This is a genomic window from Hydrogenophaga sp. IBVHS1, from assembly GCF_002127265.1.
In the GTDB taxonomy this organism is placed as follows: Bacteria; Pseudomonadota; Gammaproteobacteria; order Burkholderiales; family Burkholderiaceae_C; genus Hydrogenophaga.
In genome coordinates, this window is the sequence record NZ_NFUU01000003.1 from 88,715 (window position 1) to 106,751 (window position 18,037).

General features: G+C 65.0%; 21 protein-coding genes. 7 read left to right on the forward strand and 14 right to left on the reverse strand.

Annotation, left to right across the window (positions count from 1 at the left end; all coding sequences use genetic code 11):
- Positions 1-4 precede the first annotated feature (4 nt).
- Positions 5-832: an ABC transporter permease gene (locus CAP37_RS18305; RefSeq protein ID WP_086125679.1), complete on the forward strand. Its 828-nt coding sequence runs from the start codon at positions 5-7 to the stop codon at positions 830-832.
- A gap of 25 nt (positions 833-857) precedes the next feature.
- Here CAP37_RS18305 and CAP37_RS18310 read toward each other — a convergent pair whose 3' ends face one another.
- Positions 858-1,145, reverse strand: a complete 288-nt coding sequence (locus tag CAP37_RS18310) for a hypothetical protein (protein ID WP_086125680.1) — start codon at positions 1,143-1,145, stop codon at positions 858-860.
- Positions 1,146-1,324: 179 nt separating this feature from the next.
- Here CAP37_RS18310 and CAP37_RS18315 point away from each other — a divergent pair, with 179 nt between their 5' ends.
- Positions 1,325-1,723: a hypothetical protein gene (locus CAP37_RS18315; RefSeq protein ID WP_086125681.1), complete on the forward strand. Its 399-nt coding sequence runs from the start codon at positions 1,325-1,327 to the stop codon at positions 1,721-1,723.
- 42 nt (positions 1,724-1,765) lie between these two features.
- On the opposite strand, the gene CAP37_RS18320 is transcribed toward CAP37_RS18315, so the two are convergent.
- Positions 1,766-2,662: an NmrA family NAD(P)-binding protein gene (locus CAP37_RS18320; protein ID WP_179190279.1), complete on the reverse strand. Its 897-nt coding sequence runs from the start codon at positions 2,660-2,662 to the stop codon at positions 1,766-1,768.
- A gap of 106 nt (positions 2,663-2,768) precedes the next feature.
- On the opposite strand from CAP37_RS18320, the gene CAP37_RS18325 reads away from it, so the two are divergent.
- A complete protein-coding gene (locus CAP37_RS18325; protein WP_086125683.1) occupies positions 2,769-3,650 on the forward strand; it encodes a LysR family transcriptional regulator in 882 nt (293 codons plus the stop codon).
- A 392-nt stretch (positions 3,651-4,042) separates the two neighbouring features.
- Here the strand turns inward: CAP37_RS18325 and CAP37_RS18330 are convergent, their stop codons facing one another.
- On the reverse strand, positions 4,043-4,648 hold the full coding sequence (locus tag CAP37_RS18330; protein ID WP_086125684.1) for a hypothetical protein: 606 nt from the start codon (positions 4,646-4,648) through the stop codon (positions 4,043-4,045).
- A gap of 123 nt (positions 4,649-4,771) precedes the next feature.
- Positions 4,772-5,071 (reverse strand): hypothetical protein, encoded by a 300-nt coding sequence (locus CAP37_RS18335; RefSeq protein ID WP_086125685.1) that lies wholly within the window; start codon positions 5,069-5,071, stop codon positions 4,772-4,774.
- Positions 5,072-5,392: 321 nt separating this feature from the next.
- On the opposite strand from CAP37_RS18335, the gene CAP37_RS18340 reads away from it, so the two are divergent.
- On the forward strand, positions 5,393-6,088 hold the full coding sequence (locus CAP37_RS18340; RefSeq protein WP_086125686.1) for an extensin family protein: 696 nt from the start codon (positions 5,393-5,395) through the stop codon (positions 6,086-6,088).
- A 9-nt stretch (positions 6,089-6,097) separates the two neighbouring features.
- Here the strand turns inward: CAP37_RS18340 and CAP37_RS18345 are convergent, their stop codons facing one another.
- The 5 genes from CAP37_RS18345 to gshA form a co-directional block, all read right to left on the reverse strand.
- Positions 6,098-6,355, reverse strand: a complete 258-nt coding sequence (locus CAP37_RS18345; protein ID WP_086125687.1) for a VF530 family DNA-binding protein — start codon at positions 6,353-6,355, stop codon at positions 6,098-6,100.
- Complete coding sequence (gshB, locus tag CAP37_RS18350; protein ID WP_086125688.1) at positions 6,352-7,299, reverse strand: glutathione synthase; 948 nt, start codon at positions 7,297-7,299, stop codon at positions 6,352-6,354. Before gshB ends, CAP37_RS18345 begins: the two co-directional genes overlap by 4 nt.
- The gene (locus CAP37_RS18355; RefSeq protein ID WP_086125689.1) at positions 7,296-8,486 is read right to left on the reverse strand and encodes a benzoate/H(+) symporter BenE family transporter; all 1,191 of its coding nucleotides are present in this window, start codon (positions 8,484-8,486) and stop codon (positions 7,296-7,298) included. Before CAP37_RS18355 ends, gshB begins: the two co-directional genes overlap by 4 nt.
- A gap of 31 nt (positions 8,487-8,517) precedes the next feature.
- Positions 8,518-10,386 (reverse strand): potassium transporter Kup, encoded by a 1,869-nt coding sequence (locus CAP37_RS18360; protein WP_086125690.1) that lies wholly within the window; start codon positions 10,384-10,386, stop codon positions 8,518-8,520.
- Between the two features lie 132 nt (positions 10,387-10,518).
- Positions 10,519-11,811, reverse strand: coding sequence for a glutamate--cysteine ligase (gene gshA, locus CAP37_RS18365; RefSeq protein ID WP_086125691.1), 1,293 nt, complete (start codon positions 11,809-11,811; stop codon positions 10,519-10,521).
- Between the two features lie 119 nt (positions 11,812-11,930).
- Here gshA and CAP37_RS18370 point away from each other — a divergent pair, with 119 nt between their 5' ends.
- A complete protein-coding gene (locus CAP37_RS18370; RefSeq protein ID WP_086125692.1) occupies positions 11,931-12,218 on the forward strand; it encodes a hypothetical protein in 288 nt (95 codons plus the stop codon).
- 3 nt (positions 12,219-12,221) lie between these two features.
- Here CAP37_RS18370 and CAP37_RS18375 read toward each other — a convergent pair whose 3' ends face one another.
- The 3 genes from CAP37_RS18375 to CAP37_RS18385 are packed head-to-tail and all read right to left on the reverse strand — an operon-like array spanning position 12,222 to position 14,300.
- On the reverse strand, positions 12,222-12,497 hold the full coding sequence (locus tag CAP37_RS18375; protein WP_086125693.1) for a DUF2277 domain-containing protein: 276 nt from the start codon (positions 12,495-12,497) through the stop codon (positions 12,222-12,224).
- Positions 12,498-12,521: 24 nt separating this feature from the next.
- Positions 12,522-13,802 (reverse strand): glutamate-5-semialdehyde dehydrogenase, encoded by a 1,281-nt coding sequence (locus tag CAP37_RS18380; protein WP_086125694.1) that lies wholly within the window; start codon positions 13,800-13,802, stop codon positions 12,522-12,524.
- Between the two features lie 21 nt (positions 13,803-13,823).
- Entirely contained in the window at positions 13,824-14,300 is a 477-nt protein-coding gene (locus tag CAP37_RS18385; protein WP_086125695.1) for a hypothetical protein, read from the reverse strand.
- Positions 14,301-14,351: 51 nt separating this feature from the next.
- Here CAP37_RS18385 and CAP37_RS18390 point away from each other — a divergent pair, with 51 nt between their 5' ends.
- Positions 14,352-15,014, forward strand: a complete 663-nt coding sequence (locus CAP37_RS18390; RefSeq protein ID WP_086125696.1) for a glutathione S-transferase — start codon at positions 14,352-14,354, stop codon at positions 15,012-15,014.
- Here CAP37_RS18390 and CAP37_RS18395 read toward each other — a convergent pair.
- On the reverse strand, positions 14,992-15,459 hold the full coding sequence (locus tag CAP37_RS18395) for a CreA family protein (protein WP_086125697.1): 468 nt from the start codon (positions 15,457-15,459) through the stop codon (positions 14,992-14,994). The two genes, CAP37_RS18390 and CAP37_RS18395, sit on opposite strands and share 23 nt — an antisense overlap.
- A gap of 177 nt (positions 15,460-15,636) precedes the next feature.
- Here CAP37_RS18395 and CAP37_RS18400 point away from each other — a divergent pair, with 177 nt between their 5' ends.
- Entirely contained in the window at positions 15,637-16,983 is a 1,347-nt protein-coding gene (locus tag CAP37_RS18400) for an esterase-like activity of phytase family protein (RefSeq protein ID WP_086125698.1), read from the forward strand.
- Between the two features lie 34 nt (positions 16,984-17,017).
- On the opposite strand, the gene CAP37_RS18405 is transcribed toward CAP37_RS18400, so the two are convergent.
- Complete coding sequence (locus CAP37_RS18405; RefSeq protein ID WP_086125699.1) at positions 17,018-17,908, reverse strand: class I SAM-dependent methyltransferase; 891 nt, start codon at positions 17,906-17,908, stop codon at positions 17,018-17,020.
- Between the last annotated feature and the right edge of the window lie 129 nt (positions 17,909-18,037).

Sequence of the window (18,037 nt, forward strand, 5' to 3'; positions counted from 1 at the left end):
CGAGATGTGGAAGCTGATCAAACCGCAGCCCAGCACGCTGCGCCTGTGGCAAGTGGGCCTGCTGGTGGCGCTGATTGCGTTCTGGTACGTGATGACCACGCCGGGGCTCATCACGCCCTTCATGTTCGACAACGACCGCCAGGCCGCCTTCTTCTTCGGCGAACCGGTGCGCGTGGCGGAGCGCATCTGGACCTGGTTCGTCACCGACGCCGACATCTACCAGCACCTGGGCGTGACGCTCACGGAGACGCTGCTCGCCTTTGCCATTGGTGCCATCGGTGGCCTGCTGGGTGGCCTGTGGCTCGCGCTCAGCCCCATGGCGTCGGCGATTCTGGAGCCCTACATCAAGGCCATGAACTCCATGCCGCGCATCATCCTGGCGCCGATCTTCGCCGTGTGGTTCGGCCTGGGCATAGCGAGCAAGGTGGCGCTGGGCGTGACGCTGGTGTTCTTCATCGTGTTCTTCAACGTCTACCAGGGCGTGAAGGAAGTGAGCCCCGTGATTCTGGCCAACGCCCGCATGCTCGGCGCCAGCCAGCGCCAGCTGCTGCGCCATGTGTATCTGCCCAGCGCCACGAGCTGGGTCTTCAGCTCCCTGCACACCAGCGTGGGCCTGGCCTTTGTGGGCGCGGTGGTGGGCGAATACCTCGGCTCGAGCCAGGGTGTGGGCTACCTCATCCTGCAGGCCGAAGGCAGCTTCGACATCAACACCGTCATGGCCGGCATCGTGGTGCTCACGCTGTTTGCGCTGGTGCTCGATGCGGTGGTGGGCAAGATCGAGAAGCGGCTGATGAAGTGGCAACCGAAGGTCGGGGAGACCGAGAAGTTGTGAGGCTCGCCTGACGTTCAGGCGCGGTTCACGACACCCAGCGGTCTGGGTCCGGCTGTGGCGGAGGTGTGCTCTGCACAATGCGAAGCCGGTCGGTTGCAGCCAGCCGCTCCACGATCCAGGCACTCTCGCTCATGATCTCTTCAAACAGCAATCGAACGCGCAGCCGCGCCGCTCTCAACGCCGCAAGTTGCTTCGTCACCCTTTCGCGGTCGGTTGCAGAAAGGTCTGCAGACATGGCTCGGAATGCACGCTCGATGTCCGCCAGCTCAGCCTCGGCCTTCTGCCAGGCGTGAATGTTCGGTGGAATGTCCATGCCCTAGGTTGCATTGAGCACGGGCATGATGCTGTAGGACAACGGAGCGTCTGGGGGTCGAGGATTTTGGGTGGCGAGCGCTACGCTTTGTCCTACAAGGCCCGACGCGTTTTTCCTACGAAACCGCCACCGCAGCGGGCTGAAGATGTGGGCTCTCGAAACCACCTGGAGTCAACACCATGTACATGAAGACCCTGACTGCCGTCGCACTCTGCGCCGCATCCGCTTTTGCATCCGCACAGTCGATGACCAAAGCCGAATACGACGCGGCCAAAGAGCGCACGGAGATGAACTACAAGACTGCCAAGAAGTCTTGCGACGACCTGAAGGCCAACGCCAAGGACGTGTGCGAGGAAGAGGCCGAGGGCAAGGAAAAGGTGGAGAAGGCCGAGCTGGAGAACAAGTACAAGCCCACCGCCGACAATGCCCGCAAGGTCGAGGAAATCAAGGCGGACGCCGCCTACGACGTCGCCAAGGAAAAATGCGAAGACCAGAAGGGCGATGCCGAGAAGGTGTGCAAGGCCGATGCAAAGGCCACCCATGACCGCGCCATCAAGACCATCCGCGCCAAGACCTGACGCGCCCTCCCTCTTGAAAAACCGCCCCTCGGGGCGGTTTTTTCATGCCTGCAACACGGGTGTTCTGATGGCGTTGCAGGCTGGGGCAAAGGTGTCGCGCGCAAACATCTCCAGCGTGGTGGGCTGAACTTCGACCGGTGCAGCGGACACCGAAGCCAGTGGGGAAGTCGAGAGCCAGCGGGCCAGCGCTTCCAGCTGGTCGGCCGCATCGCTGGAAAAGCCCTGTGCCAGCAGCACGGCCTTCATTTCTTCTGCGGAAGTCTGCACATAGGGCATGCCGGGTTGGCCGATGGCCTCGCCCAGCACCGCCGCCACCTTTCGGGGTGTAGCGTGTTGTGGCGCGTGAAGAATCAGCACACCGTTTCGCTGGGGTTGCGTGAGCTCGCGCGCCGCCACTGCGGCGATGTCGCGCGTGGCCACCAGGGGAACGGTGGCGTCTGCCGTCTCCAGCCCGGGCAGCACACCCGCCGCCACGACCGGGTGCAACGCGGCCAGGTAGTTTTCCATGAACGACCCCGGCCTCAGGTGCAGCACCTCGCTCATGCCGGCCAGACGCTGCTCTTGCGCATGCAGGCCGGCGATGGGCCCGGTGCCTTCGGCCAGTTCGGCCCCCACGCTGGAGAGGTTGACCACACGGGGGACGCGCGCCTTGCGCAGCGCTTCTGCAATGGCCGACCCGACGCGGTCCTGCGCAGCGCGCATGTCGGGCTCCGAGTAGCAGGGTGGGGTCATGGTGTAGGCGGCGGTGGCGCCGGTGAACGCGCGCTCCAGGAACGCGGCGTCGCCGGGGTCGCCCACGGCGAGTTGCGCACCGGCCTTCTCAAGCGCGGTCAGCGCGTTTCGGTTGCGGCCGACGATGCGCACGTCGTGCCCTGCGCCGAGAAGCCGGTGTGCAAGCTGGGTGGTGATCTGGCCGCTGGAGCCGAGGAGAACGTACATGGTGAGTTCCTTCCGATGAAAGTGATGAGGTGCCCGCATCGTGCCCCTGTTCCCTGTTCGGAAAAACCACCTTTACGAAAATTGATTGTTCAGTGAAACTGGACAAATGAAACTGACCCACCTCGAAGCTTTTGTGGCTGTGTGCACCACCGGCAGCTTCACGCGCGCCGCCGAGCATCTGGCCATCACGAAATCGGCCGCGAGCCAGCATGTGGCCGCGCTGGAGCGCGAACTGGGCGTGCAGCTGTTGCACCGGTCCACGCGGCGGCAGACGCTCACCGAGAGCGGAGAAGCGCTGCTGGCAGACGCGCGCGCCCTGCTGGACCAGGCTCAGCGTGTGGCGGAGAAGACCCGTGGGCAGGCGGCCCAGTTGACCGGCGTGCTGCGCCTCACGTCTTCCGACATCACAGCAACCTGGGTGGCGCCGGTGATCGCGGAATACGTGCGGTTGCACCCGGGCATGCAGGTTGAATACCGCCCAAGCGACCATCTGGTGGATCTGGTGGCCGAGGGGATGGACCTGAGTGTGCGCGCCACTGGCCGGCGCGATTCCAGTCTGCGCGCGGCACCGCTGGCCACCTTCGATGTGTGGTGTGTGGCTTCGCCAGACTATGTGAAGGAACGTGGAATGCCGAAGCAGCTGGCGGGGCTGGCCTCGCATGCGTGGATAGCGTTCACGCCCATTCCGCAGCCTTGGCTGGTGCGCACGCGCGATGGCAAGCAGTCGGTGCAGCTGAAACGGTTTTTGAGCACATCAAGCACGGCCGGTGGGCGCGCACTGGCTCTTGCAGGAGCCGGTGTGTTTGGTGCGCCCAGCCTGGTGGTGGAACACGAAGTGGCCACGGGTCAACTGGTGCGGCTGTTGCCCAACGTGAAGCTGCCGCAGGTCTTTCTCTATGCGGCGTGGCCCGGCAAGCACGAACCGCCCATGAAAACCCGTGCGTTCATCGAACTGGCCAAGGCGCGCCTGCGCGCCGGGCCACGATGAACGATGGAAACGAGGTTCAGCGAAGGCCGAAGAAGCTCAGAATGAAACCCACGACGACGATCAGACCCACGATGTAAATGACGGTGTTCATGAAATGCTCCTGGTGATTTGCTGACGGTGTCATCGTAGGGGACGTGTTTGCTGGCACACGTCAGCCGCCGCGCCAGCTCTGTGTAGGACGGAGACGACGCCGCATCCCACTGGGCATGCTGATTGCCCCAATTCAGTCCTTATCGTTCAACCCGGCAGCAAGCCTGCCTGAAAGGAGCTTCCATGGACTCAATCTTCTCAACCGGCGCGCTCATTCCTGCCTGGATTCTGGGCGCGGGCCTGGTGGCGGGCGTGATTGCGCTGGTCCTCTCGCCGTCTCCGAATCACCGTCCCTGAACCACCTACCTGGCCATGGCCGCTGGCGCGGGCGGCATGGTGCCAGGTGGATCGAGCGGGTCCAGCAGACCCTTGGGCGGGTTTCTTTTCATCTCATCGGCCAGGGTCAGCTGTTCGGGGCTCATGCATTCATCGGCCACCCGAGCGCCCAGCTTCTGGCTCATGAGCATCGACTTGTTGCCCAGCTGCAGCCAGAGCGCGCCGCGCTTGGGGTCTTCCAGACGGATGGCGCCAGTGCGGCTTTCCACCGGGTGCATGTAGTAGCGGGCGTTGCGCACACTCTTGACCTGCACCAGAAAAAATCCCTGCCGTTTGGCGGGGGTTATCTCCACGGATGCGCCCAGCTCACAGGGAATGCTCCCCACGTAAACCCGCTGGGCCACGGCGAGATCCGCTTCCGTGAGCATCACGTCCGAATGCTCATCGATCGGCGTCATTTCTTCCACGGCTTTGGCCGCAGAGCGAGCCAGCGGTGCGCGTTTTGCCGCAGGCTTTGCTGCAGGCTTGGAAGCGGGTTTGGCGGTCGGCTGGGAGGCAGGCGCCTGTGCCACGGCGGCCATGGGGGCGAACGCCACGGCGCTGAGCGTGAAAACGAGGGGAAGGAAATTCATGAAACTACCTGGTTGGGCGAGCAACTCGCTGTCGAAAAACGGAACGGCGCCCAGTCTGCACCATCGACGCTGAAATAGTGTTTTCAGATGTTTCGGAGGGTCAAACTCCCGCGCCGCTCTTTGTCACCACGGCGTGCCTTCTGACACCGCACGACCAGGCGCTACCCATTCGAATTTTCCGGCCGGATCGAACAGGAGGTACCCATGTTGCTCGAGCAGGGCACGTGCGTGGATCGACCGTTGGGGATCCCAAAGGTCGTCTTCCTCCAGAAGCAGATCGCGCTCTGCCGGATCGATGGGGCACCAGTACTGCCAGTGCTCGTCCTGCACCAGCGATGCGTAGAACAGGAAGATGCCGCTGCAGGCCTTGCACCTGGCCAGTGACACCGTTTCATGGTCGTACGGCCCCGTCAGCCGTGTCATCTCTTCAAACGGCGTCTCTCGCACCGGCGCAGACGAGGGCTGACACACACAACGGGCTGCGGCGCTGTCTTCTGCAGCAGCGCTTTGGGTTCTTCTGAAGAGCGTAAATATCGACAAGGTGGTGCAGCGCCAGCGTGGATGCCGGTGGGCGACGGATTGTCGCCAGCGCAACCGACCCTGCATGAGAAGAGGTTCGCATGCGCAGTTTGTGGAAACGAACGTCCGTCCAGCGTGCACCACCCGGCGCGCTCAGAGCGCGCGAAAGAGCGGAAGGCCTCGATCGCATTGAACTAACCAATGCGCACCGCCCTCCACCCATGAATGATTCGCTACCTGCTGGCCCTACTCCTATTCGCCGCAGGCATCGCAATCTGGGCTGTGCACAGCGGCCGCATCGTGGTGCCACCGCACTGGAACCCGTGGGCCGCGCTGGATGTGGCCGAGCCACCGAACTGGCTCACCCGCTACAAGCTGGATCGCACCGCCGCCGACCCGGCGCTGTGCAGCGCTGCATTGGTCGGGTCGACGTTGAAACACACGCCCGCGCCCGACAACGACACGGGTGATGGCTGTGGCTGGGAGGATGCCGTTCGCGTGGACGATGCGCGCTTCACCCCGGCGTTCACGCTCACCTGCGGCGCGGCTTTGTCGCTGAAGATGTGGGAGCGGCATGCGCTGCAGCCCGCAGCGCAAACGCACTTTGGCCAGCCGGTGGCGCGTGTCGAGCACTTCGGCAGCTACGCGTGCCGCAATGTGCGTGGTGCGCGAGGCGAAGGCGAGCGGCGCAGCCAGCACGCCAGCGCCAATGCGTTCGACGTGGCGGGCTTCCGGCTGCGCGACGGGCGCCAGATCAGCCTGGTGAACCACTGGGAGGGCGAGGGGCCGGAAGCCGCTTTCCTGCGCAACGTGCGCGACGGCGCCTGCCAGTTTTTCAAGGGAACGCTGGGGCCAGACTACAACGCGGCGCACCGCGACCACTTTCACCTGGACCAGGGGCCCTACCGCATCTGCCGCTGACGCGGCGGCTCACCCCCGCCCCGCGCGCCGCTCCTCACGCAGCATGAACAGGTACAAGCCCTCTACCTTCTCGCGTGCCCACGGCGTCTTGCGCAGAAACCGCAGGCTGGACGCGATGCTGGGATCGAGGTTGAAGCAGCGCACCGGGATGCGCTCACCCAGCCCGTCCCAGCCGTAGTGATCAACCAGCGCCGCGACGATGGACTCCAGGGTCTTGCCGTGGAGCGGGTTGCGCGGTTGCTCGACCGGCGGCACGGCGTCGGTCATGCGAGCGCCTTCTCCAGCGCATCGACAAACATGGCCGGCACGTCGAAGCCGGTCTGCTGCTGAATCTCCTGGAAGCAGGTCGGGCTGGTCACGTTGATCTCGGTCACCTTGTCGCCGATCACGTCGAGCCCCACGAGCAGCAGACCGCGCTCGGCCAGCTTGGGGCCGATGGCTTTGGCAATCGCCCAGTCGCCCTCGGAGAGCGGCAAGGCCACGCCCTTGCCGCCAGCGGCCAGGTTGCCGCGGATTTCGTTGCCTTGCGGAATGCGCGCCAGGCAGAAAGGCGCGGCGACACCGCCAATCACGAGAAGGCGTTTGTCGCCGTCCACGATCTGCGGCAGGTAGCGCTGCACCATCACGCTGGTGCTGCCGCCCTGGTTCAGCGTCTCGATGATGGAGCCGAGGTTCATGCCATCCGCGCCCACGCGGAAGATGCCCATGCCACCCATGCCGTCGAGTGGCTTCAAGATGATGTCCTTGTGTTCGGCGTGGAAGGCGCGGATGGCGGCTGGCAGGCGCGTCACCAGCGTGGGCGGCGCGAAGGCGGCGAACTCCATGAGCGCGAGTTTTTCCGGGTGATCGCGCAGTGCGCGGGGGCTGTTGAACACGCGCGCGCCCTCGCGCTCGGCCTGTTCCAGCAGGTGGGTGGCGTAGAAGAATTCGCTGTCGAAGGGGGGGTCCTTGCGCATGAGCACGGCGTCGAAGCTGTGCAGCGGGTCGCGCACTTCTGCGGTGGTTTTGAACCAGGCGTGGGCATCGCCCGTGAGGGTCACATGCCGCACCAGCGCGGTAACCGGGTGGCCGCTTTGCCACTGCATCTGCTCGGGCTCGCAGGTGGCCAGCGCGTGGCCGCGCTTCTGCAGCTCGCGCATCATGGCGAAGGTGGTGTCCTTGTAAATCTTGAAGGACTCGAGCGGGTCGGCGACGATGAGGATCTTTTTCATTCGGATGGCTTCGAGGATTTGAGCCCGTACTGTTGCACAAACAGCGCAACCGCGCCGGCCACCACGCCCCAGAAGGCCGAGCCGATGCCGGCAATGACCACGCCGCTGAGCGTGACGAGAAAGGTGATGAGCGCGGCCTCGCGGTGCGCTTCGTCTTTCAGCGCGGCGTGCAGACCGCCACCGATGCTGCCCAGCAAGGCGATGCCGGCAATGGCCATGACGAGTTCACGCGGGAAGGCGATCAGCAGCCCGGTGATGGCGGCGCCGAACAGGCCGATGAGCACATACAAGGCGCCACACACCACGGCGGCGGTGTAGCGCTTGTCGCGGTCGGCGTGGGCCTCCGGGCCCATGCAGATGGCGGCGGTGATGGCGCTGAGGTTGAGCGCGAATGCGCCGAAGGGCGCGAGCACCAGGGTCGCCACGCCGCTCAGGGTGATGATGCGAGAGATCGGCATGTCGTAGCCCGCCGCGCGGATGGCCGCCACACCGGGCAAGTTCTGCGAAGCCATGGTGACCACGAACAGCGGCAGTGCCAGGCTGGTGAAGGCGGCCAGGCTGAAGGCAGGCAGGGTGAACACCGGCATGGCCAGCTCGAACGACACGGCCGCCGCATTGAACTGGCCATGCGCCACCACCCAGACCACGCCCACCAGCAGCGTGATGGGCACCGCATAACGCGGCAGCACGCGCCGGCCGAGCAGGTAGGCGAGCAGCATCAGCACCACCAGGGCGAGCTCGGTTTTCGCCGCGTCGAAAGCCTGCAGGCCGAAGCGCGCCAGCACACCGGCCAGCAGGGCGGCCGCAATGGCCATGGGTATGCGGTTCATCACGCGCTCGAACCAGCCGGTGGCGCCCACCAGCACGATCAGCGCGGCACTGATGAGGAAGGCACCCACCGCATCGGCCATGGTGAAACCACCCGCCAGCCCCGCCGTGGCCAGAACCGCCGCGCCCGGCGTGCTCCAGGCCACCATGACCGGCTGGCGCAGGATCAGCGAGGGAACCGCCGAGCACAGGCCCATGCCCAGCCCCAGCGCCCACATCCACGAAGTGATCTGCGCCGGGGTGGCGCCAAAAGCCTGCGCGGCCTGGAAGACGATGGCCACCGAACTGGTGAAGCCCACCAGCACGGCCACGAAACCGGCGGTGGCGGCGGAGAGGTTGACATCTCGAAAAAACGACATCGCGCGATTGTGCCCGGCGACGCGCCTTCCTTCAGATCTCGACTTTCGACCCCAGCTCGATCACCGCATTGCTCGGCAAGTTCAAGAATTCAGCCGCGCCGCTCGCGTTGTGGTGCATCTGCGCGAACAGCTTTTCCCGCCAGGGCGCCATGCCGCTGCCGATGGTGGGCACCACCACATCGCGGGAGAGGAAGTAGCTGGTGGTCATGGGGCCGACTTCGCAGCCGCGACCGCGCAAGGCTTCCAGTGCCTCGGGCAGATCCAGGTCGTTCTTGAAGCCGTAGTTCACCACCACCTGCCAGCAGTCGTGCCCCAGCGGCTCGATCTGCAGGCGTTTCTCCAGCCCGATCCACGGCACTTCGTGGCTGCGCACGGTCACAAACAGGTTCTGCTCGTGCAGCACCTTGTTGTGCTTGAGGTTGTGCAGCATGGCGTTGGGCACGGTGCCCAGTTCGGCGGTCAGAAACACGGCCGTGCCTTCCACCCGAACAGGCGGCGCAACGAACAAGGCATCGAGAAAACTGGCGAGTTCGATCGACTCGCTGTGCTGCTTCTCGGCCATGAGCGCGCGGCCGCGCTTCCAGGTCATCATGAGTGTGAACACCGCGCCACCAATCAGCAGCGGGAACCAACCGCCCGCGAAAAGCTTGAGCAGGTTGGAGCTGAAGAACGCCAGGTCGACCATGAAGAAGAAGCCAGTGGCGGCCAGGCACATCCACAGCGGGTACCTCCAGCTGTAGCGGATCACGTAGAACGTGAGCACCGTGGTGATGAGCATGTCCAGCGTGACCGCGATGCCGTAGGCGGCCGCGAGGTTGGTGGAGGACTTGAACATGACGACGGCGAGCACGATGGCAACGAACAGCCCCCAGTTCACGAACGGGATGTAGATCTGGCCGGTGTGCCGCACGCTGGTGTGCTGCACCTTGAGGCGCGGCAGATAGCCGAGCTGGATGGCTTGTTTGGTGACGCTGAATGCGCCGGTGATCAAGGCCTGCGAGGCGATCACCGTGGCCATGGTGGCCAGGATCACGAGCGGCAGCAGCATCCACTCGGGCGCCATGTTGAAGAACGGGTTCTTCACCGCCTCGGGCCGTGCCAGCAGCAGCGCGCCCTGGCCAAAATAATTCAGCGTGAGGCAAGGCATGACCACCAGGAACCACGCCAGGCGGATCGGCCGCTTGCCGAAGTGGCCCAGGTCGGCGTAGAGCGCTTCGGCGCCAGTGACGCACAGCACCACCGCGCCCAGAATGATGAAGGTGGTGCCGGGCTGTTCCCACATGAATCGCAGCGCGTGCAGCGGGCTGAGCGCGCCCAGGATTTCGGGGTGGTCGATGATCTGCACCACGCCGAGCACCGCGATGGTGAGGAACCAGACGAGGGTGATGGGGCCGAAGAAGCGGCCAATGCCGGTGGTGCCGCGTTTCTGCACCGCAAACAGGGCGAACAGCACCACCAGCGTGATGGGCACCACGTAGTGCTTGAAATGCGGCGAGATCACCTCCAGACCTTCCACCGCGGAAAGCACCGAGATGGCCGGCGTGATGACGCCATCGCCATAAAACAGCGCAGTGCCGAAGATGCCCACGGCCAGCAGGCCCTGGCGCAGCGCAGGGCGGTCTTTCACGGCGATGGAGGCGAGTGCCAGCATGGCAATAAGCCCGCCTTCGCCGTTGTTGTCGGCGCGCAGCACGAGCGAGACGTACTTGAGCGAGACGATGACGGTGAGCGTCCAGAACAGGATCGAGAGGATCCCGTAGACGTTGGCGTGGGTGAACGGCACGTGGCCAGAGCCAAACACCTCTTTGACGGCGTACAGCACGCTGGTGCCGATATCGCCATACACCACGCCAATGGCGCCCAGGGTGAGCGCAGCTAGTGACGACTTGGAAACTGACACAAAACAACCCCGGCCTGTCGGCACGGGGTTCGGTTGTCGGGGGAACGCGATTTTGCGCCCGGCCACCGGGCTTGTCTGTGGGCTCAGCGGTCTAAACCAGCGCGCTCACAGAAAATGTTGCGCTGCAGCAACTTACTCGTAAACCTCGGCGTCGGGGTCGGTGGCTTCCAGCTCGTAGCTGGCGGCCAGCATGGCCAGGCGGCCGATCACGCCATACATATAGAAGCGGTTCGGCACGCTGGCACCGGGCTTCACACCGGGTTGCGGCAGCTGCGCGCTCTGCTCGAAAGCCAGCGGCACATAGCTGGAACCGGGGGCGTTCAGGTTTTCGTCCACGCCACGGTCGGCATGCACGCGGTAGAAGCCGCCGACCACATACCGATCCATCATGTAGACGACCGGCTCGGCCACCGCGCTGTTGATGCGCTCGTTGGTCAGCACGCCTTCCTGAATGATGACCTCGTGCACTTCCTGGCCGCCCTTGGTCTCGGCCATGCGGGCCTTGGTCCTGGCGGAGAGGTTGTCGATGTCCTTGGCGTCGCGCACGGTCAGGATGCCCATGCCACCCGTGCCGTTGTCGGCCTTGACCACCACGAACGGCTTCTCGTTGATGCCGTATTCCTTGTACTTGCGGCGAATCTTGCCGAGCAGCGCATCGGTGTTGGTGCGCAGGCAATCCAGCCCGGCGTCGGTGTTGAAGTCGACCTGGCCGCACTGGTTGAACATGGGGTTGATGAGCCAGTGGTCCATGCCGAGCAGCTTGCCGAAGCGCTTGGACACTTCTTCGTAAGCCTTGAAGTGATGGCTCTTGCGCCGCGTGCCCCAGCCACCATGCAGCGGCGGCAGCAGGTACTGCTCGTGCAGGTCTTCCAGAATGCCGGGCACGCCGGCGCTCAGATCGTTGTTGAGCAGGATGGTGCAGGGGTCGAAGTTCTTCAGACCAAGGCGGCGCTTGCTGCGGATCAGCGGCTCCAGCACCACCTTTTCGCCACCGGGCAGCTCAATGGTGGTGGGCGCCTTGATGTCGTTGGAGATGGAACCCAGGCGCACATTGAGCCCGGCCATGTAGAAGATGCGCTGCAGCTGCGCCAGGTTGCTCAGGTAGAAGATGTCCTTGGTGTTCTCGGGCACCAGCAGCAGGTTCTTGGCCTCGGGGCAGATCTTCTCGATGGCGGCCATGGCCGCCTGCACCGCCAGCGGCAGCATTTCGGGCGTGAGGTGGTTCCAGCCACCGGGGTACAGATTGGTGTCGACCGGCGCCAGCTTGAAGCCGGCGTTTCGCACGTCCACCGAGCTGTAGAACGGCGGCGTGTGCTCCATCCACTCCAGCCGGAACCAGCGCTCGATCACCGGCGTGGACTCGAGGATTCGCTGCTCGAGCTCGTTGATGGGGCCAGTCAAGGCGGTGACGAGGTGCGGAACCATAGGAGGGTGGGGTACGACTGGTGGGGGAGGCAGTCAGTGTAATGGGGCCGGATGACGGCCATTTCAAGGCGGTCCGGAGCGCATTTCACCCACAATCAGGCCACCCCGGAGCCTTGAACATGACTTTTCTCGCCTTCATCACCGCGCTGGCCGCCTGGGCCAGCGTGCTGCGCCCACCCGAGAGCACCGGCCTGCGGGTGCTGCTGATGGTCGTGTTCCTGCTGCTGGGCGCCCTGTTCACCCTGGCCGGCGGTTTTGCCTGGTGGTGGGATGGAGGCATGCGGCCCACGCGGGCGAGTCCGTGGCCCATGATCTGGGGCCTGCTCGCCTTGGCATCTCAGGCTGGCAATCTGCTGCGTGCGGTGTTCGAGGGCGAGGGCGGCACCGAGTGGCCGGGCCGCCGCTGATCGTCAGCCCGGCGTGCCGAATCGGGCCGCTGATCGGGCCCGGGCCTTGGCCGCTTCCACGTCGCGGTTGCGCGGCTCGGCTGTGGTGCGCAGCGAGGCCATCAGCTCCCGCGCCGTCGCAGCCACCTGTTCCACCGCGCGGTCAAATGCAGCCTCGTTCGCCTGAGAAGGCACATTGAAGCCGCTCAACTTGCGCACGAACTGAAGCGAGGCATCGCGGATCTCCAGCTCGGTGGCAGGCGGCTCGAAGTTGAACAGGGTTTTGATGTTCCGGCACATGGCCAAGCTCCTCCAGATGTGAAGTCAGCCGCGCACTTCGCCCTCGCCCAGCACCACGTACTTCAGCGAAGTCAGGCCCTCCACGCCGACCGGCCCACGGGCGTGGAACTTGTCGGTGGAAATGCCGATTTCGGCGCCCAGGCCGAATTCAAAACCATCTGCGAAGCGGGTGCTCGCATTCACCATCACACTGGCCGAATCTACCTCGCGCAGGAAGCGCTGGGCGTGAATGTGGTCGGTGGTAAGGATGGCGTCGGTGTGGTGGCTGCTGTAGTGGTTGATGTGGCGAATCGCTTCGTCCACGTCCTCCACCACCTTGATGCTGATGACCGGTGCCAGGTATTCCTCGGACCAGTCCGCTTCGGTAGCGTCCTTCAGGTTGGCACCTGTCAGTCCCGCCAGCAGCGCGCGCGAGGCGGCGCACACCCGCATTTCCACGCCCTTGGCCGCATAAATGGCGCCGATCTTCGGCAGGAAATCAGCCGCCACACCGCGCGCCACCAGCAGGCTCTCGGTGGCGTTGCAAGGGCTGTACTTCTGCGTCTTGGCGTTGTCGGCCACCTTCACCGCCATGGCGATGTCGCAGGGGTCGTCCACGTAGGTGTGGCAGTTGCCGTCCAGGTGCTTGATGACCGGCACCTTGGCCTCGGCGCTGATGCGCTCGATGAGGCCCTTGCCACCGCGCGGGATGATCACGTCCACATACTGCGGCATGGTGATGAGCTGACCCACGGCGGCGCGGTCGGTGGTGGGCACGAGCTGCACCGCATCGGCCGGCAGGCCGGCATCGGTGAGCGCGCGTTGCACCAGCGCGGCCAGCGCGCGGTTGGATTCGATGGCTTCCGAGCCGCCGCGCAGGATGGCGGCGTTGCCGCTCTTGATGGACAGCGACGCGGCTTCGATGGTGACGTTGGGCCGGCTCTCGTAGACCATACCGAACACGCCGATGGGCACGCGCATCTGGCCCACGCGAATGCCGCTGGGCATCTGCTTCATGCCGGTGATGTCGCCAATGATGTCGGGCATGGCCGCGAGCTGCTCGCAGCCCTGCGCGCAGGTCTCGATGACCTTGGGCGTGAGCTTGAGGCGGTCGACCATGGGCTCACTCAGGCCATTGGCGCGGGCGCGCTCCAGATCTTTCGCGTTGTCCACCTGCAGGGCATCCACGTTTGCGCGCAGCAGGGCGGCCAGGCCGCGCAGCGCCGCCAGCTTGGTGGCCGCGCTGGCCTTGGCCATGAGCGCCGACGCCGCCTTGGCCTGCTGGCCGAGCGTGTGCATGAGTTCGGTGGTGTTGGTCGCGTTCATGCCGGGGATTTTCGCAGAGGTTCAGCGCGGGCGCTCAAAGCCGGCAGCGATCCAGGCCTGCGCGCTGTCCACCGTCAGCTTGAAGGTGGGCGGCACCGGCACGCGGGCCAGCTCGGCATCGAATTCGTCGTGCGCGCTCAGGGTGGCGGTGGCGCCCTCTTCGTCGGGCACGATGGCCATGACGACCCGGATGCGGCGGCCGTCCATCGTGACGGTGAGGTTCTTGTTCAGCTGCGCATGCAGCTGCTGCTCGGAACGCCGGATCACTTCCTTGGCGGTTTTCACCAGCGTGTTGAAGGCCGCCGTGTCCAGCGGCTTGGGGTTCTTCTTGTCGCGGCCCATGGTCCAGGGCCCCACCAGCGCCGGCTCGGTCGCGCCGTCCAGGTGCATGGCCACGGCCCAGCCGTCGTCGTCTTCGTTCTTGATGACGCGGGCGGTCCAGGGGCCATCGCTCCAGAGACGGTCTTCGTGAATGGGTTCTTGGGTGTCAGATGTCATGGGGGTCGAGGTTACAGGCAGAACGGCACCATTGCGATGTAATGACAGGTCATGACCTCGCTCACCGCACCCCTGCTCTACAGCTACCGTCGCTGCCCGTACGCCATGCGCGCGCGCATGGCGTTGCTGGCGGCGGGCATCGAATTCGACGCGCATGAAATTGTCTTGCGCGACAAGCCGGCGGCCATGCTTGCGCTGTCGCCCAAGGGCACGGTGCCCGTGCTTGCCCTCGCCGATGGCGGCGTGATCGATCAAAGCCTGGACATCATGCAATGGGCGTTCGGCGTGAACGACCCCGAAGGCCGGTGGCAGCGGTCGCAGACCACGGCCAACATCGAACTGCTCGGCGTTTGTGATGGCCGCTTCAAGCTCGACCTGGACCGCTACAAATACCCCGAGCGCTTCGACGAAACAGACCGGGCGCTGCACCGCGATGCGGCGGTGCAAGCCCTCCTGATCCCACTTGAAGCGCGGTTGCAAGTCTCGCCCCAGCTGGGCGGCGAAATCCCTTGCGCCACGGACATCGCCGTCTTCCCGTTCGTGCGCCAGTTCGCGGCGGTAGAGCCCGCCTGGTTTGGCGCACTGCCGTTGCCAGCCCTGAGGACCTGGCTTTCAGACTGGCTGTCTCAGCCTTTGTTTGAAGCGGCCATGACCCGTCTGCCCGCCGGCCAGGCCACGAGGTTTCCGCGCTTCAACGCAGCGGAATCGGCGTAGCGCGATCCACCGGCACGGCCGTCACCGAGTTCTGCGGCGAACCTTCAATCACCCGGTCGGAATACGTGAGGTAGACCAGCGTGTGGCGTTTTGCATCGACCATGCGCACGATGCGCAGCCGCTTGAAGATCAGGCTGGTGCGCTCGCTGAAGATTTCTTCCTGTTCCTTGACCGGTTTGGCGATGGCAATGGGGCCGACCTGCCGGCAGGCAATGGACGCTTCCGATTTGTCTTCGGCCAGGCCGAACGCGCCCTTGATGCCACCGGTCTTGGCGCGCGAGATGTAGCAGGTGACACCGGTCACACCCGGATCGTCGTAGGCCTCGACCACGATCTTGTGGTCCGGGCCGATGAACTTGAAGACGGTGTCGACGGAGCCGATTTCTTCCGCCACGACAGCAGAAGCGGCGAGCAACAGGAGGGCGGGGAGCACGAAGCGGCGCATGGTGGGCCTTTGTCAGAGTTGGTGAGAGTTTGCGAATGGTCGCACGGTAGCAGGGCGTCAACCCTTCGTCATGAAAGTGTCGCGTCGTCGTCATGGCAAGCGGACAAGCTGGGCAACTGGCCCGCGTCGCCCGCTGAGCGTGGCGCACGTCTTCTGACACCTACGAAAGCACCCCTTATGAAGCACACCTCTGCCCTGCTCGCCCTGGCCGCTGCCAGCGTGGGCTTTGCCGCCCAGGCCCAGACCGCCCACCCGGCCACGCTCGCCGGTCACGCCTTGCTGCCCGCGCAAACCGTGATTGCCGCGCCCAAGGACGCTCCGGCCGACCTGCAGGTCAGCGGCAAGTTCACCACCGGCAAACTGGTCGAGAAGATCGGCAGTGTCGAAGGCATGTCGGGTGGCCGCCCCACGGGCGTTTCGCTGCCGTTCAAAGGCCAGCCTGTTCAGGGCCACTCGGGCATCAAGAAAATGCCCGATGGCACGTTCTGGATCCTCACCGACAACGGCGCCGGCTCCAAGGCCAACTCGCCCGATTTCGGGCTCTACCTCAACCACTACAAGGTCGACTTCAAGAGCGGCCAGTTCACGCGCCTGAAAACCGTTTTCTTGCACGACCCGGACAAGAAGGTGCCCTTCCGCGTGGTGCACGAAGGCAGCAAGAAGCGCTACCTGACCGGCTCCGACTTCGACCTGGAAAGCTTTCAGTTTGCCGGTGGATCGATCTGGATCGGCGAAGAATTCGGCCCCTATCTCATCAAGGCCGGCATGAACGGCAAGGTGCAGGCCGTGTTCGAGACGCAGGTGGACGGCAAGGCGGTTCGCTCGCCCGACCACCCGGCCGTGACCACACCCGGCGCCCCGGGCGGCGAAGTGAAGTTCCAGGTGCGTCGCTCCAAGGGTTACGAGGGCATGGCCGCATCGAAAGACGGCAGCAAGCTCTATGCGCTGCTCGAAGGCGCGCTCTACGACGAGGCGACCAAGGGCGCCGAAGCCGTGGACGGCAAGCACTACCTGCGCGTGCTGGAGTTTGATGTGAAGACCGAACAATGGACGGGCCGCCACTGGAAATACGTGCTGGAAGCCAACCACCACGCCATTGGCGACTTCAACATGATCAGCCCGACCGAGGGCCTGATCATCGAGCGCGACAACGGCGAAGGCACGGCCGAGAAGGCCTGCCCGGAAGCCACCAAGCGCGCCGATTGTTTCCACGACCTCGCCAAATTCAAGCGCGTCTACAAGGTGGAGCTGAGCGAAGCCAACGTGGGCGGCCCGGTGCGCAAGATCGGCTACATCGACCTCATGAACATCAGCGACCCCAACAAGCTGGCCCGCAAGCCGCTGAACAACGGCGTGCTGACCTTCCCCTTCTTCACCATCGAGAACGTCGACATGGTCGATGAGCGGCACATCGTGGTGGGCAACGATAACAACCTGCCGTTCTCCAGCAGCCGCGAGCCCAACAAGGCCGATGACAACGAGCTGGTGCTGCTGGAAGTGGCCGACTTCCTGTCGGCCCGCTGAGCGTCAAGGCATTGCACCCGGCGGGGCCGCCCTCTCAGCGCGTCCCCGCCCCCACCAGCATCTCGCACGGCCCCACGAAACCATTTGCCGGTGTTTCAAAGCGGGCCAGCGCCTGCTCGATCTCTGCCCACGTTTCGGCGCGTTCGTCCTCGCTCAGGCCGGCCATCATCTGGTGCAGGGCACCAAAGGACTCGCGCTCGAAGCGCACACACTCGGCGGCCGTGGGCAGGCGAACGGGCGAATCGACCTTGCGCACCTCGACATCCCGGAAGCCGGCTTGCTCCAGCGCCTTCGCCAGCACGCCCTCGCCGCCCAGGGAGAACGGCCCGGGTTGTCCCGGCAACGGCGGCGGCAACTGCGCGCGCCGCCGGATGATGCCCACCGGCAAGGCAAAGAACGGATTGCGCTCGGCGGTGGAATACACCACGGCGGCGAAACGCCCGCCAGGCTTCAGCGCATGGCGAATGCCGGCCAGCGCGCGTTGCTGGTCCGGAAAATAGATCAGGCCCACCCGCGACACCGCGGCATCGAAGGAAGCGCCGGGCAGCAGGTCGTGGCGCTCGCCATCGAGCTCCATGGTCTCCACGTTCGCAAGCCCCGCCTGCTCGGCCGCCGCATTCGCATGGCGAAGAATCGTGGGCGAGATGTCGGTGGCCAGCACATGGCCGCGCGCACCCGCCCGGCGCGCCGCCACGAGGGTTTGCTCGCCGGCGCCGGCCGCCACATCGAGCACGCGCGAACCGGGGCCCACAGCCGCCATGTCCAGCATGGCCTCGGTGGCCGGGCCGAGCCAGCGGGCCAGCAAGGGCCCCCATCGGTTCCAGGCCTCGGCGGTGTTCTCCCACTGCGCACGCGTGGTCTGGCGAAACTTCTCGGCGTCAAAGACAGCCGGGGCGGCAGGGGCGGAAACAAGGGTCTCGGTCATGGCGTTGCTCCTTGGGTTTTGACCGGTGCGACATGCACGGTCGGTCGTCAAGGTAAGTGCGATGCGGGGTGCCCTCAAGTCCAGAATCTGGAGTAGGCGATCCGCCGGCACACGACTAGACTGGCCCGC